General features: G+C 62.7%; 19 protein-coding genes. 17 read left to right on the top strand and 2 right to left on the bottom strand.

Annotation, left to right across the window (positions count from 1 at the left end):
- Window positions 1-3 precede the first annotated feature (3 nt).
- The 13 genes from BLS51_RS26540 (at window position 4) to BLS51_RS26480 (ending at window position 17,074) form a co-directional block, all read left to right on the top strand.
- Window positions 4-2,829: an ATP-binding protein gene (locus tag BLS51_RS26540; protein WP_090191885.1), complete on the top strand. Its 2,826-nt coding sequence runs from the start codon at window positions 4-6 to the stop codon at window positions 2,827-2,829.
- A 100-nt stretch (window positions 2,830-2,929) separates the two neighbouring features.
- Complete coding sequence (gene argF, locus BLS51_RS26535; protein WP_090191887.1) at window positions 2,930-3,856, top strand: ornithine carbamoyltransferase; 927 nt, start codon at window positions 2,930-2,932, stop codon at window positions 3,854-3,856.
- A gap of 18 nt (window positions 3,857-3,874) precedes the next feature.
- Complete coding sequence (locus BLS51_RS26530; RefSeq protein WP_090191889.1) at window positions 3,875-5,107, top strand: argininosuccinate synthase; 1,233 nt, start codon at window positions 3,875-3,877, stop codon at window positions 5,105-5,107.
- 92 nt (window positions 5,108-5,199) lie between these two features.
- On the top strand, window positions 5,200-6,993 hold the full coding sequence (locus BLS51_RS26525) for a HAMP domain-containing methyl-accepting chemotaxis protein (protein ID WP_090191892.1): 1,794 nt from the start codon (window positions 5,200-5,202) through the stop codon (window positions 6,991-6,993).
- 70 nt (window positions 6,994-7,063) lie between these two features.
- Complete coding sequence (locus tag BLS51_RS26520; RefSeq protein WP_090191895.1) at window positions 7,064-8,881, top strand: methyl-accepting chemotaxis protein; 1,818 nt, start codon at window positions 7,064-7,066, stop codon at window positions 8,879-8,881.
- Window positions 8,882-8,893: 12 nt separating this feature from the next.
- Entirely contained in the window at window positions 8,894-9,352 is a 459-nt protein-coding gene (locus BLS51_RS26515; protein ID WP_090191896.1) for a chemotaxis protein CheW, read from the top strand.
- Complete coding sequence (locus tag BLS51_RS26510) at window positions 9,349-10,716, top strand: CheR family methyltransferase (protein WP_090191898.1); 1,368 nt, start codon at window positions 9,349-9,351, stop codon at window positions 10,714-10,716. Before BLS51_RS26515 ends, BLS51_RS26510 begins: the two co-directional genes overlap by 4 nt.
- 12 nt (window positions 10,717-10,728) lie before the next feature.
- Complete coding sequence (locus BLS51_RS26505) at window positions 10,729-11,412, top strand: chemotaxis protein CheW (RefSeq protein WP_090191900.1); 684 nt, start codon at window positions 10,729-10,731, stop codon at window positions 11,410-11,412.
- Window positions 11,409-13,682, top strand: a complete 2,274-nt coding sequence (locus BLS51_RS26500; RefSeq protein ID WP_090191904.1) for a hybrid sensor histidine kinase/response regulator — start codon at window positions 11,409-11,411, stop codon at window positions 13,680-13,682. Before BLS51_RS26505 ends, BLS51_RS26500 begins: the two co-directional genes overlap by 4 nt.
- Entirely contained in the window at window positions 13,679-14,713 is a 1,035-nt protein-coding gene (cheB, locus tag BLS51_RS26495) for a chemotaxis-specific protein-glutamate methyltransferase CheB (protein ID WP_090191908.1), read from the top strand. Before BLS51_RS26500 ends, cheB begins: the two co-directional genes overlap by 4 nt.
- A 15-nt stretch (window positions 14,714-14,728) precedes the next feature.
- Window positions 14,729-15,775 carry a diguanylate cyclase gene (locus BLS51_RS26490; protein ID WP_090191911.1) on the top strand — a complete coding sequence of 349 codons (1,047 nt, stop codon included), beginning with the start codon at window positions 14,729-14,731 and terminating at the stop codon, window positions 15,773-15,775.
- A gap of 14 nt (window positions 15,776-15,789) precedes the next feature.
- Entirely contained in the window at window positions 15,790-16,104 is a 315-nt protein-coding gene (locus BLS51_RS26485; RefSeq protein ID WP_090191913.1) for a pyrimidine/purine nucleoside phosphorylase, read from the top strand.
- Window positions 16,105-16,141: 37 nt separating this feature from the next.
- A complete protein-coding gene (locus BLS51_RS26480) occupies window positions 16,142-17,074 on the top strand; it encodes a sensor domain-containing diguanylate cyclase (protein ID WP_175472701.1) in 933 nt (310 codons plus the stop codon).
- A 92-nt stretch (window positions 17,075-17,166) separates the two neighbouring features.
- On the opposite strand, the gene murB is transcribed toward BLS51_RS26480, so the two are convergent.
- The gene (gene murB, locus BLS51_RS26475; protein ID WP_090191918.1) at window positions 17,167-18,186 is read right to left on the bottom strand and encodes a UDP-N-acetylmuramate dehydrogenase; all 1,020 of its coding nucleotides are present in this window, start codon (window positions 18,184-18,186) and stop codon (window positions 17,167-17,169) included.
- A 155-nt stretch (window positions 18,187-18,341) separates the two neighbouring features.
- Between murB and BLS51_RS26470 the strand changes: the two genes are divergently transcribed.
- Both BLS51_RS26470 and BLS51_RS26465 read left to right on the top strand, forming a co-directional pair.
- Complete coding sequence (locus BLS51_RS26470) at window positions 18,342-18,827, top strand: YajQ family cyclic di-GMP-binding protein (RefSeq protein WP_090191920.1); 486 nt, start codon at window positions 18,342-18,344, stop codon at window positions 18,825-18,827.
- 137 nt (window positions 18,828-18,964) lie between these two features.
- Window positions 18,965-20,221: a nitronate monooxygenase gene (locus BLS51_RS26465; RefSeq protein WP_090191922.1), complete on the top strand. Its 1,257-nt coding sequence runs from the start codon at window positions 18,965-18,967 to the stop codon at window positions 20,219-20,221.
- A gap of 32 nt (window positions 20,222-20,253) precedes the next feature.
- Here BLS51_RS26465 and BLS51_RS26460 read toward each other — a convergent pair whose 3' ends face one another.
- Window positions 20,254-21,189, bottom strand: coding sequence for an exopolyphosphatase (locus tag BLS51_RS26460; RefSeq protein ID WP_090191925.1), 936 nt, complete (start codon window positions 21,187-21,189; stop codon window positions 20,254-20,256).
- Between the two features lie 132 nt (window positions 21,190-21,321).
- Here BLS51_RS26460 and BLS51_RS26455 point away from each other — a divergent pair, with 132 nt between their 5' ends.
- Together BLS51_RS26455 and BLS51_RS26450 are read left to right on the top strand one after the other, a co-directional pair.
- Window positions 21,322-22,254, top strand: coding sequence for a DUF2157 domain-containing protein (locus BLS51_RS26455; RefSeq protein WP_090191928.1), 933 nt, complete (start codon window positions 21,322-21,324; stop codon window positions 22,252-22,254).
- Complete coding sequence (locus BLS51_RS26450) at window positions 22,251-23,792, top strand: GDYXXLXY domain-containing protein (protein WP_090191930.1); 1,542 nt, start codon at window positions 22,251-22,253, stop codon at window positions 23,790-23,792. The genes BLS51_RS26455 and BLS51_RS26450 overlap by 4 nt, the downstream gene beginning before the upstream one ends.
- Window positions 23,793-23,954 lie beyond the last annotated feature (162 nt).

Raw genomic sequence — 23,954 nt, 5'->3', positions numbered from 1 at the left:
CAGATGGACTTGTTTGCGCTCGACGACGCGTTAGCCGACTGGGAGGCCGCCCTGCCCTCCCTGCGTGGCGCTGCGCGCTTGCCGGCGCTGCTGCCGCTGGCCTGGCACTTGCGCCAGCGCGACACGCCGCGCGCGCTGCAACTGGCAGCCGAAGCGCACACCCTGCTGTCCGCCCTGCCCGAAGCTGACACCGAAGCCATCGCCGCCCGCCTGCTACTGATCCAGGCGGAAGCCAGTTGGCTGGCCGGCCACCTGGCTGCCGCCGACGCCCAGGCCCGGCAAGCCGGCGAACGCTTTGCCGCCCTTGCACTGCAACTGGGCCAGGCCGATGCCCACTGGCTGCGCGCCTGGATCGCCATCGACAGCGGCGAACACGCGCGCGCCGATACCGAACTGGAACAGATGGCCGCAGCCGCCCGCGCGGCTGGCGATCCGCAGCGCCTGGCCATCGCCGACGCGGTCAACGCCCGCTGGAGCGTGCTGCGCGACCTGCCCAGCGCGCAGCAGCGCTGGTCCCAGCGCTTCACGCGCGAGGAAGAAAACCTGCCGGCGGTGGCCAGCTGGATCTACGACTACTACGGCCTCGCCGCCAGCCAGGCCAGCGATTTCGGCGCCGCCGCCGGCCATTACCTGCGCTGCTACGAAGCGGCGCTGGAAAGCGGCCAGCTGCGCATGGCGATCACTGCCGCCATCAACATCGGCCTCGATTTCACCATCCTCAACGATCACCACGCAGCGCTGGAGTGGATGGAGAGCGCGCTCGACCTGGCCCGCCCGACCGGCTGGCCGCGCAGCATCGGCGCCTGCCTGATGCACACCGCCGACACCATGCGCCGCCTGGGAAGGCTGGACGCCACCCGCGAGCTGTTGCAGGAAGCCTTGCAGATGCTGGCGCCGTTGTCCGGCGCGCGGGCCTACGCCACCGCGCTGCATTACCTCGGCGACCTGGCGCTGGACCAGGGCGACTACGCCACCGCGCTGGACACCTTCCGCAAGCTGGAAGCGCGCGGCAGCGCCTTGCGCCACGCCGACTTCCTCAGCATCGCCCGCCGCGGCCAAGCGCACGCGCTATGCTTCCTCGACCGTCCACAGGAAGCACAGGAAACGGCCACACGCGCCGCCACGCTGGCGCAGCAACAGGCCAACAACTACAACCACGTGGCCGCGCTGCGCGTGATGTCGCTGATCCACCTGCGCCACAAGCTGCCGGCGCCGGACGGCATGACCGAACCAAACGCCACGCTGCACTTCCTGCACCAGGCGCTGGCAGCGGCCGGCCATATCAACGGCTACACGCTGCCGGCCGACCTGCACGACGCGCTGGCGCGCGAGTACGCGCAGATCGGCGACTACCAGCAAGCCTATGCCTCGGCGCAGCAGGCGGCCGCCGCGCGCCAGAAGACGCACAGCCAGGACGCCACCAACCGCGCGATCGCGATGCAGGTGCAGCACCAGACCGAGAACGCCCGCGCCGAAGGACTGCACCACCGCGAACTGGCCGCCGCCGAAGCGCGCCGCGTGCAGCTGCTTCAGCAGACCAGCGCCATGCTGGAGCGGCTGTCGGCCATCGGCCAGGAAATCACCACCCACCTCGATGCGGGCGCGGTGTTCCAGGCGCTGGACCGCCACGTGCAGGCGCTGCTGCCGGCCGACACACTGGCCGTGTATATGTGCGATCCCGGTTGCGACACCATCAGTCGCGTGTTCGGGGTGGAGAATGGCCAGCCGCTGGCCGGCAACACCATCGACATCGCCAACCCGCGCGCCAACGCCGCCCGCAGCTTGCGCGAGCGCGCCGAAATTTATATCGCCGAGGCGGGGCCGGACGACATCTTCCTGGCCCCCGGCACGCAGCTGATGGCCAGCGCGCTGTACGTGCCGCTGCTGGTCGGCGAGCGCATGCTGGGCGTGATGACGGTGCAGTCGATCGAAGTCGACGCCTACGGCGAGCGCGAACGGCTGATCTTCCGCACGCTGTGCGCGTATGGCGCCATCGCGCTGGACAACGCCGAAGCCTACCGCCAGCTGAAGGACGCGCAAACGCAGCTGGTGTCGCAGGAAAAACTGGCGGCCTTGGGCGCGCTGATGGCCGGCGTCGCGCACGAACTGAATACGCCGATCGGCAACAGCCTGCTGATCGCCAGCACGCTGGCGCAGAAAACCGAGGAGATGGAAGTGCAGGTCAACGGCGCCGGCCTGAAACGCTCGGCGCTGCTGGCCTACCTGGAAGAAGCGCGCAAGGCGCACGAACTGGTGATGCGCGGCCTGACCAGCGCCGCCAACCTGGTCAACAGCTTCAAGCAGGTGGCGGTCGACCGCACCACCGAACAGCGGCGCGATTTCAACCTGGCGCAGGTGTCGCAAGAGGTGATAGCCACCATGATGAACCGCATCCGCGCCTCCAGCCATCAGATCGAGATCGAGATGCCGGAGACAATTTCGCTGGACAGCTATCCCGGCCCGTACGGCCAGGTGATCGCCAATTTCATCAACAACGCGCTGCTGCACGCGTTTGCCGCCAAGGGCAGCGGCAGCATGTGGCTGCGCGCGCACGCGCCGGCCGACGGCCGCGTGCTGGTCACGTTCCGCGACAACGGCGGCGGCATCGCGCCCGAACACATGTCGCGCATCTTCGATCCCTTCTTCACCACCAAGCTGGGACAAGGCGGCAGCGGGCTGGGACTGTCGATTAGCTACAACATTGTCACTTCGCTCATGGGCGGCCTGATTTCCGTCCACAGTTCGCGTGAGGGCACCACGTTCACGCTGGATCTGCCGCTGACGGCGCCGGAAAACAAGCTGCCGTCGACCAGCCATATCTACCATTAAACGGTTTGTATAGACAGCACAATCTGCGGTAATTAGCCCTGCTCGCCGAATTGCCTTTATAATTGATCGGCTAAGCCGTAGCTATCTGTCAGTTGTCATTATGCCTATCCAAAAACCGATCAAGCATTACCTGCAGTTTTCCGACCTCTCGCTGGAGGAATATGAGTACGTGATCGAACGCGCGCATATCATCAAGCGCAAGTTCAAAAACTACGAAATCTATCACCCGATGATCGACCGCACGCTGGTCATGGTGTTCGACAAGAACTCGACCCGCACCCGCCTCTCGTTCGAGGCCGGCATGCACCAGCTGGGCGGCGCCGCCATTTATCTGAACACCCGCGACTCCCAATTGGGCCGCGGCGAGCCGGTGGAAGACGCCGGCCAGGTCATGTCGCGCATGTGCGACATCATCATGGTGCGCACCTTCGGCCAGGACATCATCGAGCGTTTCGCCGCCAACTCGCGCGTGCCGGTGATTAATGGCCTGACCAACGAACACCACCCATGCCAGGTGGCTGCCGACATCTTCACCTACATCGAGCATCGCGGTTCGATCAAGGGCAAGATCGTGGCCTGGGTGGGCGACGCCAACAACATGCTGTATTCGTGGCTGCAGGCGGCTGAAATCTTCGGCTTCCACGTCAATGTCTCGACGCCGCACGGCTACGAGATGGACATGTCGCTGGTGTCGACCGACCGCTACACCTTCTTCAAGAATCCGTCCGACGCCTGCGAAGGCGCGCACCTGGTCAACACCGACGTCTGGACCAGCATGGGCTACGAAGAAGAAAACGCCGCCCGCCTGAAAGCCTTCGACGGCTGGATCGTCGATAGCGCCAAGATGGCGCGCGCGGCGCCGGAGGCGCTGTTCATGCACTGCCTGCCCGCCCACCGTGGCGAGGAAGTCGCGGCCGACGTCATCGACGGCCCGCAATCGGTGGTCTGGGACGAAGCGGAGAACCGCCTGCACATTCAAAAGGCATTGATCGAGTACCTGCTGCTCGGCCGCCTGGAAAACAACTAATTACCAACTGGGATCATCATGAGCGACATTAAAAAAGTAGTCCTCGCCTATTCGGGCGGCCTCGATACCTCCGTCATTCTGAAATGGCTGCAGGATAACTACCAATGCGAAATCGTCACCTTCACCGCCGACCTGGGCCAGGGTGAAGAGCTGGAACCGGCACGCGCCAAGGCGATCAAATTCGGCATCAAGCCGGAGAACATCTACATCGACGACGTGCGCGAAGAATTCGTGCGTGACTTCGTGTTCCCGATGTTCCGCGCCAACACCGTGTACGAAGGCGAATACCTGCTGGGCACCTCGATCGCGCGTCCGCTGATCGCCAAGCGCCTGATCGAAATCGCCAACGAAACCGGCGCCGACGCCATCTCGCACGGCGCCACCGGCAAGGGCAACGACCAGGTGCGCTTCGAGCTGGGCGCCTACGCGCTGAAGCCAGGCGTCAAAGTGATCGCGCCATGGCGTGAATGGGACCTGCTGTCGCGCGAAAAACTGCTGAAGTACGCGGAAGACGCCGGCATCGCCATCGACATGAAACACAAGAACGGCGGCGCGCCGTACTCGATGGACGCCAACCTGCTGCACATCTCCTTCGAAGGCCGCCACCTGGAAAACCCAAGCGCCGAAGCCGAGGAATCGATGTGGCGCTGGACCGTCAGCCCTGAACAGGCGCCGAACGAAGCCGAATACATCGACCTCGAATACGAGAAAGGCGACATCGTCGCCATCAACGGCGTGCGCATGTCGCCAGCCACCGTGCTGACCGAACTGAATCGCCTTGGCGGCAAGCACGGCATCGGCCGTCTGGACCTGGTGGAAAACCGCTACGTCGGCATGAAGTCGCGCGGCTGCTACGAAACCCCGGGCGGCACCATCATGCTGAAAGGCCACCGCGCCATCGAGTCGATCACACTGGACCGCGAAGTGGCCCACCTGAAGGACGACCTGATGCCACGCTACGCTTCGCTGATCTACAACGGCTACTGGTGGGCGCCGGAGCGCGTTGCGCTGCAAACGCTGATCGACCACACCCAATCGACCGTGAATGGCTGGGTGCGTATCAAGCTGTACAAGGGCAATGTGATCGTGGTGTCGCGCGATTCGAAGACCGACTCGCTGTTTGATATGAACATCGCCACCTTCGACGAAGACGGCGGCGCCTACAACCAGGCCGACGCCGGCGGCTTCATCAAGCTGAACGCGCTGCGCATGCGCATCGCTGCCAACGCACGCCTGAAACGCGGCCAATAAGCCCCGCTCTTCGCGTCATCAAGAAAGGCCGCTCGCTGAGCGGCCTTTTTTTTGATACATTGGCTCAACGTCCTGGTCGTGAGTGGAGCCCCATGCTTAAAAACCTCAGTATCAAGAAAAAACTCGCCAGCGGTTTCGGCGCCATCGTCGCCATCATCGTCATCCTGCTGGCGACGGCCTATACCAACTTCACCAAGCTGTCCGCCGCCAGCGGCTGGGACCTGCACACCATGCAGGTGCTGCTGGAAGCGAACCAGATCGAAACGGCGATGGTGCAGATCCAGAGCTCCACGCGCGGCTTTCTGCTGACCGGCGACGCCACTGCCATCCAGCGCGTCAGCAACGAGGAAGAAACGCTGCGCCGCCACCTGGCGGAAATCACCCGCCTGACCGCCGACAATCCCGCCCAGCAGGCGCGCCTGCAAAAGCTCACGCCCTTCGTCAACGACTGGCTGAATAAGGTCATCAATCCGCAACTGGAGAAACGCAGCGCCGGCGCGCAAGCGGTGAGCTCCGACGAGGTACGCGTGGGCAGCCGCACCATGGCCGACGCACGCGCCATGATCAAGGAGGTCACCGACGAGGAAAGCCGCCTGCTGACCGAACGTACCACGACCACCACCGGCCTGTCGGAATCGATGATGCTGTTGCTGGTGCTGGGCGGCGCGGTTTGCACGATACTGGCGCTGGTCATTGGCGGCATCCTGCTGCGGGCGCTGGGCGATCCGATCGGCCGGCTGGCGGCGGTGGTCGAGCGCATCGCCCATGGCGAGCAAGGTGCGCGGGTGGAAATCACCTCGCGCGATGAGCTGGGCCAGATGTCGAATAGTTTCAACCTGATGGCGCAAGCCATCCAGGATAGCCAGCAGAAGGAACTGGCAGCCTCCAATCTGCTCAGGTCCAAGGTCGACTCGCTGCTCGGCGTGGTGTCACGGGCCGCCGCCGGCGACCTGACCGGCCGGGTCGAGGTCCAGGGCGAGGACGCCATCGGCCAGCTGGCCGGTGGGCTGGACCGCATGTTCGACAACCTGCGCATGCTGCTCAACGACGTGCAGAAAGCCGGCATCCAGGTCACCACCTCGGCCACCGAGATCGCCGCCTCGGCCAAGCAGCAGGAAGCCACCGGCATCGAAACGGCGCAGACCAGCGTGGAAATCCTCAGCACCACCAAGGAAATCTCGGCCAATATCGCGGAACTGGTCAGGACCATGGAGGAAGCCACCAGCGTGGCTGACTACACCACCCACGCCACCGCCGACGCCCAGGGCAACCTGCAACGCATGGACAGCACGATGCAGACGATGGTGACGGCGACCGACTCGATCAACGCCAAGCTGGCAGCGCTGTCCGAAAAAGCTAGCAATATCAACTCCGTTCTGATTACAATCACCAAAGTGGCCGACCAGACCAATATCTTGTCGCTGAACGCCGCCATCGAGGCCGAGAAGGCTGGCGAGGCGGGACGCGGATTCTCCGTCGTCGCCACGGAAATCCGCAGGCTGGCAGACCAAACCTCCGTCTCCACCTGGGACATCGAACAGATGCTCAAGGAAATGCAGTCCGCCGTCTCCGCCAGCGTGATGGGCATGGACAAGTTCTCCGAAGAGATACGCCGCAGCGTCGGCGAAGTACGCCAGGTGACCAATCAACTGTCCGGCGTGATGGACCAGGTCCAGAAACTGGCTCCACAGTTCGACCAGGTACTACAGGGCATGCAGTCCCAAGCCGTCGGCGCTGCCCAGATCAACGAAACCATGATGCAGTTGAACGACGCCACCCAGCAAACCGTGGACTCGCTGAAATCGACCAGCGAAGCGGTCCATCAGCTGCAGTATGCGGCCGGCGGACTGCAAACCAGTGTCGCCTCCTTTTCGGTAGTGACCTGAAAAACCACAAACACAGCCGGTATGGGACAATGCCAGTTGCAATCTGGTACCCGCCAGCCCTGGAGAGAAAATGTTTAAAGACTTGAGCATCAAGAAGAAGCTTTACCTCAGTTTCAGCGCCATCCTTGCCATCATCCTGGTACTGCTGTCGATCGCCTACAACCGCTTCAACAGCCTGTCCGAAGCCAATGCGTGGGACCGGCATACGATGGACGTGATCCAGGCTGTCGACGTGTTGCGCAACGACTTGCTGCAGGTCCAGGTGGAAGCGCGTGGCTACTACCTGACGGGCTCCGAAACGCGCCTTGAGCGCACCCGCAAGGAGATGGCCGACCTGCCGGCCTCCATCGCTGAACTGCAAAAGCTGACCGCCGACAATCCAAGCCAGGTGGAGCGCTTCAAGAAGCTGGAAGAGATGATCAATGTCTGGCGTCTCGACGTCATCGACTCGCAGCTGAAGATGCGCCAGGAACTGGGCGACAAGCCGGGCGCCGCCGATGCGATGGGCCGCACGCCGCAACTGGCCAGCACCAACAACTCCGCCATCGGCGCCATCTACAAATTCATGAACGACGCAGCGGACGAGGAAAAGCGCCTGCTGGCGGAACGCTCGAAAGCATCCGAGCGCTTGCAGGAAACCATGCGCATGATCTTGTCCGGCGGCGGCCTGGCATGCGTGGTGCTTTCGCTGGGCGTGGCCTGGCTGCTGGTGCGCGCGCTGCTGGCGCCGCTGAACAACCTGACCCAGGCAGTCAACCGCATCGCCGCCGGCGACCAGTCGGCGCGCGCCGAGGTACTGTCGGCCGACGAGCTGGGTGAAGTCAGCACGGAATTCAACCGCATGGCGCAGTCCATCCAGGATAGCCAGGCCAGCGAACAGGCCGCCACCAATGCCTTGCGCGCCAAGGTCGATTCGCTGCTGGGTGTTGTCTCCAAGGCTGCATCGGGTGATTTGACCGGCAAGATCGACGTCAGTGGCGACGACGCGATTGGCCGCCTGGCTGCGGGCCTGGACCGCATGTTCGACAATCTGCGCGGGCTGCTGAACAATGTGCAGAAGGCCGGCATCCAGGTCACCACCTCGGCCACCGAAATCGCCGCCTCGGCCAAGCAGCAGGAAGCCACCGGCATCGAGCAGGCGCAGACCAGCGTCGAGATCCTCAGCACCACCAAGGAAATCTCGGCCAACACTTCGCAGCTGCTGAAGACCATGGAAGAAGCCACCTCGGTGGCCGACTACACCACCAGCGCCACCGCCGACGCGCAGAACAACCTGCGCCGCATGGACGGCACCATGCAGCACATGGTGGCAGCGACCGACTCGATCAACGCCAAGCTGGCAGCGCTGTCGGAGAAGGCGTCCAACATCAACAGTGTGCTGATCACCATCACCAAGGTGGCCGACCAGACCAATATCCTGTCGCTGAACGCCGCCATCGAAGCCGAGAAAGCCGGCGAGGCGGGTCGCGGCTTCTCGGTGGTAGCCACCGAAATCCGCCGCCTGGCCGACCAGACTTCGGTCTCCACCTGGGACATCGAGCAGATGCTGAAGGAGATGCAATCGGCCGTTTCCGCCAGCGTGATGGGCATGGACAAGTTCTCCGAAGAGATACGCCGCAGCGTCGGCGAAGTGCGCCAGGTGACCGACCAGTTGTCGGGCGTGATGGACCAGGTGCAGAAACTGGCGCCGCAGTTCGACGTGGTGCTGCAAGGGATGCAGTCGCAGGCGGTGGGCGCGGAGCAGATCACCGCCACCATGATGCAGCTGAACGACGCCACCCAGCAAACGGTGGAATCGCTGAAAGCCACCAGCGAGGCGGTGCACCAGTTGCAGTACGCGGCCGGCGACCTGCAAACCAGCGTCGCCAACTTCGCCGTGGCGGTCTAGGCGGAGCACGGGATGAAACTCCTCGTCTTCCACATCGGCGCCGACCGTTACGGCCTGCGCCTGCGCGATGTGGTGCGCGTGTTGCCGCTGCTGGAACTCAAGCAGCTGCCGCTGGCGCCAGACAGCGTGGCAGGCCTGATGGACCTGCACGGCGCCTCGGTGCCGGTGATCGACTTGTGCCGCGCCAGCGGCCTGCCCAGCGGCGTCGACCATTTCGACACGCGCATCATCGTCGCTGATTACGTGACGCCGGCAGGCGTGCACCACCAGCTTGGCCTGCGTGCCGAGCGCGTGCTGGGCGTGCAGGAAGTACGCGACGACCAGCTGAACCCCAGCGGAGTGCAAGCCGCGCCCTTCCTCGGCCAGGTGGCCAGCGACGCGCAAGGCATGCTGCAACTGGTGGAGCTGGACCAGTTGCTGCCGGCCGGACTGCGCGCACTGCTGTTCCAGGATGACGGAGCGCCGGCATGACACCCGCCCAATCGCTGCTGCGCCAGGCCACCGGGCTGAACCTGTCGAAATCGGTGGTCGACCGCGCCATCAAGAATCGCATGGCGCAAACCGCCATCAGTGATCCAGACTTTTACCTCAAACAGATGACGCCGGCCGAGATGACCGCGCTGGTGGAGCTGGTGGTGGTGCCGGAGTCGTGGTTCTACCGCGACCCGCAGGCGTTTGTCGCGATGGCTGAATTCCTGCGCGCACGGCTGGCCGCCAGCGGCGAGCGGCCGCTGCGCATCCTGTCGATTCCCTGCGCCGGAGGCGAGGAGCCGTATACCATCGCCATGGTGCTGCTGGACGCTGGCATCCCGCCACAGAACTTCATGGTCGACGCCTTCGACATCAGCCCCACCTGCGTGGCGCGCGCCAAGAGTGGCATCTACGGCCGCAACGCTTTCCGCGCGCAGGACCTGGCTTTCCGCGACCTGCATTTCACCAGCGCCGGCGACGGCGACTATCGCGTCAATGACGAGATCCGCAAGCAGGTGCGCTTCAAGCAGGGCAACCTGCTGGAGTTCGACCTGACCGCGCGCAGCGGTCACTATGACGTGGTGTTCTGCCGCAATCTGCTGATCTACTTCGACAAGCCAACCACCAAGGCCGCCATCGCCAAGCTGCGCGCGCTGCTGGCCGACGATGGCCAACTGTTCGCCGGCTATGCTGAAGTACCATCGTTCTGCCAGCATGGCTTTACGCCGCTGTCGTACAACCAGGCGTTCGGATTATTGAAGGAGACCGCGCCGCCGCCCAAAGCAGCCGCCAAGCCGGCGCATGCACCGCGCGCCACGGTCAAGGCCCCGCCGAATGCCGCGCGCCGCATCGCCTCGCCGCCATCGCTGCCGCCCGCGCTGTCGTCGCTGTCGTCGCTGTCGTCGCTGTCGTCGCTGTCGTCGCCCGCTCCGCTGGTGCGCGGCCGCGGCGCCGACCGCTCTGCCGTCGAACGCCCTGCCGCTGCTGCCCGCCCCGCTGCCGCCCGTCCTGCCGATACTGCCGCGCCGACGCCGACGCCAGCCATCGGCGCCAACCTGTTGGCCGAAGCGCGCCGCCTGGCCGACCTGGGCGACATCAAGGCCGCCGAAAAAAACTGCCGCGACCACCTGGCACAGCATCCGGAATCCGCCGAAGCGTATTTCATCCTCGGCCTGCTGAATGAGCTGACCAGCAAACCGAAGATGGCGGAAGACTACTGGAAGCGCTGCATCTATCTGCAGCCCGATCACTACGAAGCGCTGTGCCACCTCGCGCTGCTGGCGGAAGCCAACAACGACGCTAGCGGCGCTGCAGCGCTGAAGGCGCGCGCCGCCCGCATCTACAAACGCCAGCAAGCATCCTGAAGGCGCTAAACCATGAGCACAACCTCCTCTCCCATTGTTGTTGACGTCCAGGACTGCTGGAACGTCATCGGCGTGAACGGCGACCAGAGTTGCGACAAGCTGGAACAGGCCGTCCATTGCCGCAACTGCGAGGTCTATGCCAACGCCGCGCAGCAAAACCTGCAACGCCCGGTCGGTGACGACTACAAAAAAGACTGGGCTGCGCATTTCCGCCAGGCCGCCAGCGACACCGAACAACAAGATGCCTCCTGCCTGGTGTTCCGCATCGGCCGCGAATGGCTGTCGCTGCCGACGCGCATGTTCGTCTCGGTGGCGCCGATCGCCACGCCGCACAGGCTGCCGCACCGCAGCTCGCGTGGCCTGAGCGGCATCGTCAATGTCGGCGGCACGCTGTACCCCTGCATGTCGCTGGCCGAACTGCTTGGCATCGATGACAGCGAGGGCGAAGCCGCCACCAATCGCCATACCTTCGCGCGCCTGCTGCTGACGCAATGGGAGGACCAGGCCTATGCGCTGCCAGTGGCCGACCTGCATGGCATGCTGCGCTACGCCAGCAGCAAGGTGCAGGCGCCGGCCGCCACCATCAACAAGGGCCTGTCCCGCTTTCTCACCGGCGTCATCACGCATGACGACATGCGCATCGGCATGCTGGATGAAGCGCTGATCGGCTATCAACTCGCGAGGACGCTGCGATGAGCGTGGATAACAACGGAGACCTGAGCCAGTTCTCCATGCTGGACCTGTTCCGCATGGAGGCCGACAGCCAGACGCAAATCCTTACCGACGGCCTGCTGGCCATGGAGCGGCTGAAGGATGACGCCGGCGCGGTCGAATCAATGATGCGCGCGGCGCACTCGATCAAGGGCGCGGCTGCCATCGTCGGGCTGGAAGTGGTGGTACAGCTGGCGCACGGCATGGAGGATGCTTTCATCGCCGCGCAAATCGGCAAGCTGGCGTTGACGCCGAACCGCGTGGACGTGCTGTTGGCCGGTGTGGACCTGATCTTGCAGCTGTCACGCTTGCAGGACGCCGAAGTAGAAGGCTGGCTGGCTGCCAATGGTGAGCAGATCAAGCGCACCATGGACGCTATCGGCACCATCGCCTTCCTGCCCGAACCGATCGACCTCGCCCCGCCGCCAGCTTCACCGCCCGCCCCTGTCGCTGCCGCGCACGAGCAGGCGCCAGTGCCGCCCGCTCCGGCAGCTGAAGACGCCCACGAACGCCGTTCCCCGGCGCCGATGAAGCACGCGCAGAACTTCGACAAGCTGCTGTCGCTGGCTAGCGAATCGCGCATCAACGCGCACCAGATGCATCCCTTCGTGCAGAACCTGCAACGTTTCAAGCGCAACCAGAGCAGCCTGTTCACCATCATCGAACAACTGCACGAAGCCATCTCCAACAGCACCGACGCCGGCCTGAAAGAAAAGTCCCTGCTGGCCCTGCAAAAAACCCATCCGCTGAAGCAGTTCGTGCTGGAGCACATCGCCGACATCGAAGCCTACGAGCGCCGCCTGCTGGCCGTCTCGCAAGGCATGGTGGATGAAGTGCTGACCATGCGCATGCGTCCCTTCCGCGACGGCGTGCAGCACTTCCCGCGCATGGTGCGCGACCTGTCGCGCAGCCTGGGCAAAGACGTGCAGCTGCACATCGTCGGTGAAGACACGCTGGTCGACCGCGACATCCTGTCCAAGATCGAAAGCCCGATCAACCACATGCTGCGCAACGCCATCGACCACGGCATGGACAGCGCCGCCGAACGCATCGCCGCCGGCAAGCCGGGCACCGGTACCATCGTGCTCGAAGCCAAACACCGCGCCGGCATGCTGAGCATCGAAATCAGCGACGACGGCAAAGGCGTCAACCTGGAGAAAATCCGCACCCGCGTGATCGAACGCAAGATGGCGCCGGCGCAGATGGCCAGCTCGATGTCACAGGCCGAGCTGCTGGAATTCCTGTTCCTGCCGGCCTTCAGCCTGAAAGAAAACATCACCGAGATATCCGGCCGTGGCGTTGGGCTGGACATCGTGCACGAAACCATCCGTTCGCAAAACGGCACGGTGCGCATCGAGTCCGAGCTGGGTGTCGGCTTCCACACCTACATCACGCTGCCGTTGACGCAGTCGATCGTGCGCGCACTGGTGGTTGACGTCAAGGGCGAAGCCTATGCCGTGCCGATCGTGCAGGTCGAGCGCGTGCTGAAAGTACCGCAAACCGCCATCCACACGCTGGAAAACAAGCAGTTCTTCGACTTCGGCGGCGAACACCTCGGCCTGGTCTCCGCCTCGCAAGTGCTGGAGCTGGGCGACACCAATGCCGAAGGCAGCGAACTGCCGGTGGTGGTGATCGGCGCCGGCGCACGCCGCTACGCGCTGGTGGTGGACGCCATCCGTGGCGAACAAAGCCTGGCAGTACAGGCGATCGACCCGATCTTCGGCAAGATGCGCGACATCTCCGCTGCCGCGCTGCTGGACAACGGCGAGCCGGTGCTGATCCTCGATGTGCCCGACCTGCTGCTGTCGATCGACAAGCTGCTGCACGAAGGCGGCCTGCACCAGCTGGCCAAGTCCGACGCCGCCGAACGGCGCAAGACCAAGCGCATCCTGGTGGTCGACGACTCGCTGACCGTGCGCGAAATGGAGCGCAAGCTGCTGCTCAGTCGCGGCTTCCTGGTCGATATCGCCATCGACGGCATCGACGGCTGGAATGTGGTGCGCAGCGGCGACTACGACCTGGTGATCACCGACGTCGACATGCCGCGCATGGACGGCATCGAACTCGTAACCTTGATTAAGAAAGATATACATCTTCACAAGTTGCCAGTCATGATAGTCTCTTACAAAGATCGCCCCGAAGACCGCGCTCGCGGCCTGTCGGCAGGTGCCGACTACTATCTGACCAAGGGCAGCTTCCACGACGAGACGCTGCTTGACGCAGTCAGTGATTTGATTGGGGATGCCCGTAGATGAAAATAGCCATCGCCAACGATGTTGCCATGGCAGCCGAAGCGCTGCGGCGCGTGGTCGCCAGCACCGCCGAACACCAGGTGCTGTGGATCGCCCGCACCGGCGCCGAGGCGGTGCGCATGGCGGCAGAGAGCCGCCCTGACCTGATCCTGATGGACCTGAACATGCCGGAACTGGACGGCGTCGAGGCGACACGCCAGATCATGGAACAAAGCCCGTGCGCCATCCTGGTGGTGACCGGCCGGCCGCAGGACAACGTCAACCAGGTGTTCCGCGCGCTGGGCGCCGGCGCACTGGACGTCACCGCCACGCCGGTGCTGCAAGGCCAGCCTGGCGGCGACGCCGAATTACTGGCCAAGATCCGCACCATGGACAAACTGATACGCCACAGCGGCGGCAGCCAGGCGATGCTGCCGCGCACCGCCGCCAACGGCGCCGCCCCGCTGGCGGACGTAGAAAAAGTCACCTCGCTGCTGGCCATCGGCGCCTCCACCGGCGGCCCGGTGGCGGTCTCCAAGCTGCTGGCCGGCTGGAAGGCACCGCGCGGCTGCGCCATCGTGGTGGTGCAGCACATCGACCAGCATTTCGCCGACAATTTCGCCCGCTGGCTGGGCGAGCAGCTGGAAATGCCGGTGCGCGCCGCCGAGGAAGGCGATGAACTGGTGGCCGGCACGGTGTTGATCGCCAAGAGCAACGACCACCTGACGCTGGATCAAAACCTTCGCTTGCGTTACGATATCCACCCAAAGGACTATGCCTACCGGCCGTCGGTGGACGTATTCTTCCACTGTGTGGCGCAGCACTGGAAAGGCGAAGTGGTGGGCGTGCTGTTGACCGGCATGGGGCGCGACGGCGCCGAAGGGCTGCTGGCGATGCGCAAGGCCGGCCATACCACGATCGCCCAGGACCAGGCCAGCAGCGCGGTGTATGGCATGCCGCGCGCGGCGGCGGAGCTGGATGCGGCGCAGATGATTTTACCGCTGGCGAAGATCGGACCGGTCTTGCGCAGCACCCTTGGTGGACGTAGCCAATAACCTAAGAGAGTCCTGATGTCCGAAGCATTAGTAACCGCAGCAGATCAAGAACCGGTCCTCCCCACCTTCAAAGTGCGCGTGCTGCTGGTCGACGACCAGCTGATCATCGTTGAAGCCGTGCGGCGCATGCTGAGCGACCAGCCGGATATCGAATTTCACTACGTGACTGACGCCACCAGGTCGCTGGAGACAGCGCTGCAACTGCAGCCGACCGTGATCCTGCAGGACCTGGTGATGCCGACCATCGACGGCTTCGGCCAGATCACCCAGTACCGCACCGAGGAAGGCCTGCGCCACGTGCCGGTGATTGTGCTGTCGGCCAAGGAAGACCCGAAACTGAAGGCGCACAGCTTTGCGACCGGCGCCAACGACTACATGGTCAAGCTGCCGGACAAGCTGGAACTGCTGGCGCGCGTACGCTATCACTCGAATGCCCACATCAGCCGCCTGCAGCGCGACCAGGCGTTCCGCTTCCTGCGCGAGAGCCAGAAGCAGCTGGCCGACGCCAATATCGAACTGCAAAAGCTGGCGGCGCTGGACGGCCTGACCGGCATCGCCAACCGCCGCCGCTTCGACGACACCATGCGCATCGAATGGCAGCGCGGTCAGCGCGACAAGAAGCCTTTGACGCTGCTGATGTGCGACGTCGACTTCTTCAAACTGTATAACGACAGCTTCGGCCACCTCGCCGGCGACTTGTGCCTGAAGAAGGTGGCCGCTGTCCTGACTGAACACCTCAAGCGCCCGGCCGACCTGGCCGCGCGCTACGGCGGCGAGGAATTCGCCATTATCCTGCCGGAGACACCGCTGACTGGCGCCATCATCGTGGCCGAGTCATGCCGCCGCCACCTGGAGCAGCTCGCGATTGAAAATCCGCAGGCGACCACCGAACTGTCGTGCGTGACCATGTCGGTCGGCGTGGCCAGCGTGGTGCCGTCGCCGGAATCGAGCGTCGAAGAGCTGATCCAGCAAGCCGACCGGGCCCTGTACGCCGCCAAGCGCGGTGGCCGCAACCGCGTTATCAGCGCGGAAGACCTGCCTGGTCTCACCTCATCGAACTAAGGAAAAATCGCAGCATGAGTGCTCAAATCGATCAAGTCAGCGTCGTCAAAAAATCGAATATCTACTTTGACGGCAAGTGCGTATCGCACAACGTCATCCTGGCGGATGGCAGCAAGAAGAGTGTTGGCGTCATCTTCCCTTCCAGCCTGACCTTCAACACCGGCGCGCCGGAAATCATGGAAATCGTCGGCGGCGTGTGCAAGGTGCGCCTCGACGGCGCCAGCGAATGGCAGACCTACAGCGCCGGCCAGGAGTTCAAGGTGGCGGGCAACAGCAAGTTCGACATCGAAACGGTGGAAACCGTCGATTACGTTTGCCACTTCGGCTAAACTCAAAGCAGACTATATGTCTGCTTTTTTTACGACCATGAACATACCATCACACAAGCTACTTGCCATCATCGACGCCCAGGTCCAGCTGGTTGGCCTGGGCAATGACCTGAGTGCGGTGATGGATGCCGCCTCCGCCAAAGCGGTGGCACTGACCGGCGCCGATGGCGCAGTGGTCGAACTGCTGGAAGACGACGCCATCGTCTACCGTTCCGCCAGCGGCATCGCCGAGGCGCAACTGGGCCTCCGCATGCCGGTGGCGAACAGTCTGTCCGGCCGCGTGCTGACCAGCCGCGCCGCCGCGCTTTGCACCGACAGCGAAAGCGACGAGCGCGTCAACCGCGAAGCCTGCCGCAAGGTCGGACTGCGCGCGATGGTGATCGTGCCGCTGATCGCCGGCAACGAAGCCATCGCCGTCATGAAGCTGGTGTGGAAAGAACCGCGCGAATTCAACGACAGCGAAGAACAGATCGCGCAACTGCTGGCCAATATGACCGCCATGCTGATGCAGCGCGCCACGCAGGAAGGCCCGAATGTGCTGAAGCAGCGCATGACGCTGGACGAAGCCAGCGGCACCGCCAACCGTTCCTTCTTCTATGAGCAGCTACAGGCCAGGCTGGCCGCCGCGCAGGGCAACAACGGGCATCTGGGTGTGGGTGTGGTGCGCGTCAACGGCATCGAGATGCTGCCGGAAGCGCTGGCCGACATCTCGCGCCGGATCGAGCGCGAATGCCGTGCGGGCGACCTGGTGGCGCGTATTGGCCACGATGAATTTGGCGTCATCCTGAACATGGCCTCGCGGCGCTCGATCGTCACCAGCCAGCTGCACCGAATCAGCCTCTCGGTGACTGGTGAATCACTCCCCGGCATCAGCGACGCCGCCTTGCGCGCCGCCTGCCACACTGGCAGCTCGATCTACCCGGAAGACGCCCGCACCGCCATCGAACTAGTCCAGGCCGCCCGCCCCTAACCCTAAACCCGGGGTCAGTTCTGCCAAACGTACACGAGCTCAACCATGAAATGGTTGAGCTCGTGTACGTTTGGCAGAACTGACCCCGGGTTTTAGATGAACACAGGTTCGGGTTCCAGCAGGACGCCGTAGCGCGCCTGCACGTCGGCCTGGATCGCGCGTGCCAGCGCCACCACATCGGCGCCACTGGCGCCGCCGTTATTCACCAGCACCAGCGCCTGTTTCGGATAGACACCGGCGGCGCCAAGGTTCCTGCCCTTCCAGCCGCACTGGTCGATCAGCCAGCCGGCGGCCAGCTTCTCGCTGCCATCCGGCTGCGCGTGATGTACCAGATTCGGGAAGCGCTCCAGCAGCGCCGCGCATTGCGCGCCCTCCATCACCGGATTCTTGAAGAAGCTGCCGGCATTGCCGATCACCGCCGGATCCGGCAGCTTGCGGCTGCGAATGGCGATCACCGCATCGGCCACCTGCTGCGGCGTCGGTGCGTCGGCCATGCCCGGCTCCGCCGCCAGCTCCGCATAGCGCAGGTTCGGCGCCCACTGCTTCGGCAAGGCAAAGGTCACGTCAAGGATAATCAGGTGCCGGCCTTCCCGCTTGAACACGCTATCGCGATAGCCGAAACGGCACGCCGCCGCATCCATCACGCGCGTTTCGCCGCTGTGCGGATCAAACACCGTCACGCTATGGAAGACATCCTTGATTTCCAGCCCGTAGGCGCCAATATTCTGGATCGGCGCGGCGCCTACCGTGCCAGGAATCAGCGACAGATTCTCCAGTCCACCAAGGCCCTGGGCGAGCGTCCATTGTACAAACGCATGCCAGTTTTCACCGGCTGCCGCACGGACAAAATGGTGCTGCTCATTGCCGCCAATCAGCTCTTTTCCTTCGAGTCCGATATGTAAAACCAGGCCATCAAAATCACCTGTCAGCAGTACATTGCTGCCGCCGCCCAAAATCAGCTTCGGCAAAGTAGCCCAAGCGCCATCAGCATAAACGCCGAGCAATTGCTCTTTTTTTGTGACACGCAGATAAGCCCGTGCGATGGCGGCGATGCCAAAAGTATTCAGGGATTGCAGCGAAAATTGATGTAGAACAGGAATCGGGGATGACATGAGGGAAATAATCAAGAAATTTGATCGATTATAGAGCCAAACAAGCAAAAAACCAGCGCCCATATGGCAGCGAACGGCAGGTTGTCCGTTAAAATATCAGTCTTTGATGCAGCCGGCTCACGCCTGCTGCGTGCCACACGAAAAAGGAAATAGTTATGCCGTCGTTTGATGTAGTTTTGGAAGCCGATATGATCGAAGTGAAGAATGCTGTCGAGCAATCTCAAAAAGAGATCGGCACGCGCTTTGACTTCAAAGGTACCGGCGCCGCCGTCGAACAGAAGGAACGCGAACTGACCGTAACCGCCGATTCCGATTTCCAGATGCAACAAGTGCGTGATGTACTGATCGGCAAGCTGGGCAAGCGCAAGGTCGACGTGCGCTTCCTCGAAGATGGCGAGATCAAGAAAATCGGCGGCGACAAGGTGCGCCAGGTCATCAAGGTCAAGAACGGTATCGAGTCCGATGACGCCAAGAAAATCGTGCGCATCATCAAGGACAGCAAGATGAAGGTGCAAGCCGCGATCCAGGGTGAATCGGTGCGCATCACCGGCGCCAAGCGCGACGACCTGCAGGCTGCCATGGCGCTGCTGCGCAAGGAAGCGACCGATCTGCCGCTGGAATTCAACAACTTCCGCGACTGATACTCGTCCGCCGCCGGCCTGCTTCGCGTGGCCGCGCCGTCATATAGCTGTAGTACACATGGAGTAGAATAAATCGGTGCTCCGATTATGCGTACTGCCGCGCGACCGCAATTAACCTCGGTAGTCTAAGGATAGCAATGAAACGTGTTGATGATTTCCGCCTGCGATTTGGCAATGAAGAATATGTGCCCATCATGATCGGCGGAATGGGTGTCGATATTTCGACCTCGGAACTGGCACTGGAAGCGGCCCGCCTGGGCGGCATAGGCCACATCTCGGATGCCATGGTGGAAGACGTATCGGATCGCAAGTTCGATACCAGCTTCGTCAAGGACAAGACCAAGCTGTACAAGCACAACATCAACAATATGGACAAGTCGATTGTCCAGTTCGACCTGGAGCGCCTGGCAGAAGCACAGCGCCTGCACATCGGCGCCACCATGAAGGCGAAACAAGGCCCTGGCCTGATCTTCGTCAACTGCATGGAAAAGCTGACCATGAACGGTCCGCGCGAAACCCTGCGCACCCGCCTGAACGCGGCGCTGGACGCCGGCATCGACGGCATCACGCTGTCAGCCGGCCTGCACTTCGGCTCGTTCGCCCTGATGGCCGACCATCCACGCTTCCGTGAAGCCAAGCTGGGCATCATCGTCTCGTCAGTGCGTGCACTGCAGATCTTCCTGCGCAAGAATGCCAAGCTGAACCGTCTGCCGGACTTCGTCATCGTCGAAGGCCCGCTGGCCGGCGGCCACCTCGGTTTCGGCCTGGAGGATTGGAAAGACTACGACCTGATGACCATCACCAAGGAGTTGCTGGCTTACTTCAAGGCGGAAAATCTGGACATTCCACTGATCGCCGCCGGCGGCATCTTCACCGGTTCGGACGCGGTCAGCTTCCTGGAAGCCGGTGCGGCTGGCGTGCAGGTAGCGACCCGCTTCACCGTCACCAAGGAATGCGGTCTGCCGGACAAGGTCAAGCAGGAATACTTCAAGGCCTCGGAAGAAGACGTGATCGTCAACGGCGTCTCGCCGACCGGCTATCCGATGCGTATGCTGAAGAACACACCGGCGATTGGCTCCGGCATCCGTCCGGGCTGCGAATCGTATGGCTACCTGCTGGACGCCAGCGGCAATTGCGCCTACATCAACTCGTACAACCGCGAAGTGGAAGCGCACCCGGAACAGAAGAACGTGGTGGTCATGGACAAGACCTGCCTGTGCACCCATATGCGCAACTTCAACTGCTGGACCTGCGGCCACTACACCTACAAGCTGAAGGACACCTCGTTCAAGAAGCCGGATGGCGAGTACCAGGTGTTAAGCGCGGAACACGTCTTCAAGGACTACCAGTTCAGCACCGACAACCAGATTGCGATGCCTGAAAAAGAGTTCTGAATGTAAATAAAGCGCCCTCGGGCGCTTTTTTATTAGCCGTCAGAATTGATGCGGTGGATGAGCGCACCGAGTACCTCTTCCGCCAGCTCGTTGTCCACCTGGCAGGTGCCGGCATTCTCGTGCCCGCCACCGCCGTATTCCAGCATCAGCGCGCCGATATTGGTCTTGGAGCTGCGGTTCAGGATCGATTTGCCGGTGGCGAACACGGTGTTCTGGTTCTTCAGGCCCCACAGCACGTGGATCGAGATATTTGTCTGCGGGAACAGTGCGTAGACGATGAAGCGGTTGCCGGCGAAGATGATCTCTTCATCGCGCAGGTCCAGCACCACCAGGTTTTTGTGCACGGTGGCGCAGCGGCGGATCTGCTCCTTGCACTTCTCGGCGTGCTCGAAATACAGTTCCTTGCGTTCCTTCACATCCGGCAGTTCCATGATCTGCGCGATCGAATGGTCCTTGCAGTAGTCGATCAGGTCCATCATCAGGTTGTAGTTCGAGATGCGGAACTCGCGGAAGCGGCCCAGGCCGGTACGTGCATCCATCAGGAAGTTCAGCAGGTCCCAGCCTTCCGGATTCAGCACTTCCTGCTCGTTGAAGCGCGCGGCGTCGCCCTTGTCGACCGCTGCCATCATGTCGTCCCACGACGCCGGGAAAGCTTTCAGGCCGCCATAGTAGTCATACACCACGCGCGCGGCGGACGGCGCTTCCGGGTGAATGACGTGATTCTTGCGCTCGCCGGTATTGCGGATCGTCTCCGACAAGTGGTGGTCAAACGCCAGATGCGCACCCGCCACATACGGCAGATTGGTGGTGATATCACGGTCGGTAATCGTGATTTTCCCGTCCTGCATGTCCTTCGGGTGTACGAACAGAATCTCATCGATCATGTCCAGGTGCTTCAACAGCACCGCGCACACCAAACCATCAAAATCGCTACGAGTTACCAAGCGATATTTTTTTGCATCTGCCATGGATCTACCTCAGTTGGGTTGGACACCGGTAAATAATACAACTCAATTGACGGCCTGCCCACAATTAGTGAGTGCGCGTTGCATTAAGTCAGCATGTTAAGCTATATGCAACACACTGAAAAATGGACGCTCATGAATCTACGCCTGGCCATACTCGCGCTGACGGACAAGTATCAGCTGTCAGCCCAACATCATGCAGAACTCAAACGGCTCGCCGGCCTCGAAGACGCGCCGCCTGCGCTATCTGCCCACCTGCAGACGGGTATCAGCCTGCTAGGCGCCGCGCTCGGTGGACTGGGCGTGCTGTTCTGGATCGCCGCCAACTGGCAAGCGCTATCGGGCCTGGGACGCTTTGCGCTGCTGGAAATCGTGCTGGCCGGCAGTCTGCTTGGCGCCTGGCGCCGTCCGGCGCTGCGCGTACCGCTGTCGCTGCTGGGCTTCCTGGCCTGCGGCGGCCTGTTCGCCCATTTCGGCCAGACTTACCAAACCGGCGCCGATCCATGGCAGTTGTTTGCGCTGTGGGCCGCGCTGACCTTGCCGCTATGCCTGAGCGTGCGCCACGCCGTGCTTTGGACGGCGTGGGCGGTGGTGGCCCTGACGGCGCCGCTGTTGTGGTCCGGCGCTGCTGATACGCGCTCAGTGTTCCATGGTAGTACCGGATCATGGTTGCCGGCGCTCGCGCTGGCGTTCGCCCTGCGCCATGCGCCCGGCGCAGGAAACTGGCCGGTACGGTTGTGCATCATCTACGCGGCTGCCGGCATGGTGTTCTTCGGCGTGCTCAGCCTGTTCGGCGAAGGCGGCGCCATCATTTATCCACTCACCCTGGCAGCGCTGGCTGCCAGCGCTTATGCCTACAGCCGGCGCGCACTGTTTGATGTGTTCGTCATCAGTGCGCTGGGGCTGGGCATCAATGTGCTGCTGGTGGCAGGTGTTGCCCGCGTGCTGATTGAGGCGGAAATCATCGGCATGTTGCTGATCGGCTGTATCGCTGCGGCGCTGCTGGCAGGCACGGTCAAATACATCATGCATCTGACGCGCTTGCATCATGCGGGGGTGGGAGCATGAGCCAACAACGTTTGAACGACCTTATTCGGGCAGCCAGCGCGCGCGGCATCTTGCCACATCATGCGCAGCAGGAAGATATCACGCGGCCGTGGCCCATTGTCCTGATGAGCGCGCTGGGTGCGTGGCTGGTGGCGATTCCGTTTGCGGTACTGGTTATTGTGCAGGCCGGAAATGCGTTGAATCACGGGCCGATGGCTTATTTCCTTGGCGCGGTTTTTCTGGCGATGGCGATTCTTGCGCTGCAAATAGCGCAACCGGGTGGCTTTATCGAGCAGATGGCCTTGCCCTCGATGCTGGTGGCCAGCTACCTGTTTGCACTGCGCCTGTATCAGGATTTGCCGCACGCCGCTGCCGGTGCCTTGCTGGCACTGCTATTTATGGGCATGGCCTGGATAGTGCGGCAGCAATGGCTGCGCGTGCTGCTGGGTGCATTGGCCTGTGTGGCGGTGATCGCCACCGTGTCCAACAATAGCCGCTTCGACGCCATGCAGCTATGGGGCGGCCTGCAATGCGTCGTGCTGGTCTGGGTTGCGGCGACGTTGGCCAGTGATCGCAGCCAGGTTTCCGGCGCCAACGCCTCGCGCATGATTGTGCTGGAATCGGCCGCTGGCGGCTGGATCGTGGTGGCCTTGCTTGGCCTTGCCTACGCATCGGGCAAAACCTTTATTGTCGGCGCAGGCATGGGATCCTGGGCCGGTGACCGTCACGGCGAAATCGTCAGCCATCCATTGCCGGCCGTTGTGTCGCTGGCGATGGCTGTCGCTGCTGGCGCCCTGCTGGCCAGGCGCTGGCCTGTGGTGCGTGCACCGCGCATGCTGGCTGCCGCCGCATTGTGCGCAATGCTTGCCTGGTTGATGCCTTTGTTGGGCAGCGCGCTGCTGGTGATCGCTATTTGCCTGGCCGGCAGCCGCTGGTTGCTGGCGACGGCTGCCGGCGTCACTGCGGCATGGATCGTAGGCAGCTTCTATTACCAGCTCAATATGCCGCTGGCGACCAAGGGCCTGGTGATGGTGGTCATCGGCGCAGGCTTCGGCGTGCTCGGCTGGATGGATCGGCGCGGGCGCGGCGAGCGGCCGGTATCGGTGGCTCCGGCGGCCACGCTGAAATCCGGCATCCTGGTTACGCTACTGGCCACGCTGATCATCGGCAACGGCGCCATCTGGCAGAAAGAAAACCTGATCAGCAATGGCCGTGTTGTCTTTATCGAACTGGCGCCGGTCGATCCGCGCTCGCTGATGCAGGGCGACTATATGGCGCTGAATTTTCGCTTTCCCAAATTGAGCGAAACAGGTCGCCGTGCCAAAGTGATTGCCCGGCTGGATGCGAACGGTATCGCGGCCTTGCAGCGCGAAGCCAACGATCAAACGCTGGCGCCGGATGAACTGCTGATCGAGTTGCCGCGCCACGGCAATGCCTGGTATTTCAAGGAAGGTGAGGCGCAACGATGGGCGAAAGCCAGATATGGCGAATTCCGTGTCGACGGCGATGGCCGCGCGCTGCTGGTCAATCTGCGCGGCGAAAATCTGGAGAAGATGTAAACGCAAAAAATCCCCATCTGCACTGAGCGCGATCTTGAGCGCGTTCAGGCTGATGGGGATTTTTCTAAATAACTAGCTTGACGATAACCTACTTTCACACTGGTTGCAGCACTATCATCGGCGTAGAGTCGTTTCACGGTCCTGTTCGGGATGGGAAGGGGT

The sequence above is a fragment of the Duganella sp. OV510 genome (assembly GCF_900100205.1).
In the GTDB taxonomy this organism is placed as follows: Bacteria; Pseudomonadota; Gammaproteobacteria; order Burkholderiales; family Burkholderiaceae_D; genus Rugamonas.
This window is presented reverse-complemented; position numbering and strand designations above follow the sequence as displayed.

Excerpts from the sequence above, each read along its gene's own strand:
- BLS51_RS26540 (WP_090191885.1), top strand. The coding sequence starts at position 4 with ATGGACTTGTTTGCGCTCGACGACGCGTTAGCCGACTGGGAGGCCGCC.
- argF (WP_090191887.1), top strand. The coding sequence starts at position 2,930 with ATGCCTATCCAAAAACCGATCAAGCATTACCTGCAGTTTTCCGACCTC.
- BLS51_RS26530 (WP_090191889.1), top strand. The coding sequence starts at position 3,875 with ATGAGCGACATTAAAAAAGTAGTCCTCGCCTATTCGGGCGGCCTCGAT.
- BLS51_RS26525 (WP_090191892.1), top strand. The coding sequence starts at position 5,200 with ATGCTTAAAAACCTCAGTATCAAGAAAAAACTCGCCAGCGGTTTCGGC.
- BLS51_RS26520 (WP_090191895.1), top strand. The coding sequence starts at position 7,064 with ATGTTTAAAGACTTGAGCATCAAGAAGAAGCTTTACCTCAGTTTCAGC.
- BLS51_RS26515 (WP_090191896.1), top strand. The coding sequence starts at position 8,894 with ATGAAACTCCTCGTCTTCCACATCGGCGCCGACCGTTACGGCCTGCGC.
- BLS51_RS26510 (WP_090191898.1), top strand. The coding sequence starts at position 9,349 with ATGACACCCGCCCAATCGCTGCTGCGCCAGGCCACCGGGCTGAACCTG.
- BLS51_RS26505 (WP_090191900.1), top strand. The coding sequence starts at position 10,729 with ATGAGCACAACCTCCTCTCCCATTGTTGTTGACGTCCAGGACTGCTGG.
- BLS51_RS26500 (WP_090191904.1), top strand. The coding sequence starts at position 11,409 with ATGAGCGTGGATAACAACGGAGACCTGAGCCAGTTCTCCATGCTGGAC.
- cheB (WP_090191908.1), top strand. The coding sequence starts at position 13,679 with ATGAAAATAGCCATCGCCAACGATGTTGCCATGGCAGCCGAAGCGCTG.
- BLS51_RS26490 (WP_090191911.1), top strand. The coding sequence starts at position 14,729 with ATGTCCGAAGCATTAGTAACCGCAGCAGATCAAGAACCGGTCCTCCCC.
- BLS51_RS26485 (WP_090191913.1), top strand. The coding sequence starts at position 15,790 with ATGAGTGCTCAAATCGATCAAGTCAGCGTCGTCAAAAAATCGAATATC.
- BLS51_RS26480 (WP_175472701.1), top strand. The coding sequence starts at position 16,142 with ATGAACATACCATCACACAAGCTACTTGCCATCATCGACGCCCAGGTC.
- murB (WP_090191918.1), bottom strand. The coding sequence starts at position 18,186 with ATGTCATCCCCGATTCCTGTTCTACATCAATTTTCGCTGCAATCCCTG.
- BLS51_RS26470 (WP_090191920.1), top strand. The coding sequence starts at position 18,342 with ATGCCGTCGTTTGATGTAGTTTTGGAAGCCGATATGATCGAAGTGAAG.
- BLS51_RS26465 (WP_090191922.1), top strand. The coding sequence starts at position 18,965 with ATGAAACGTGTTGATGATTTCCGCCTGCGATTTGGCAATGAAGAATAT.
- BLS51_RS26460 (WP_090191925.1), bottom strand. The coding sequence starts at position 21,189 with ATGGCAGATGCAAAAAAATATCGCTTGGTAACTCGTAGCGATTTTGAT.
- BLS51_RS26455 (WP_090191928.1), top strand. The coding sequence starts at position 21,322 with ATGAATCTACGCCTGGCCATACTCGCGCTGACGGACAAGTATCAGCTG.
- BLS51_RS26450 (WP_090191930.1), top strand. The coding sequence starts at position 22,251 with ATGAGCCAACAACGTTTGAACGACCTTATTCGGGCAGCCAGCGCGCGC.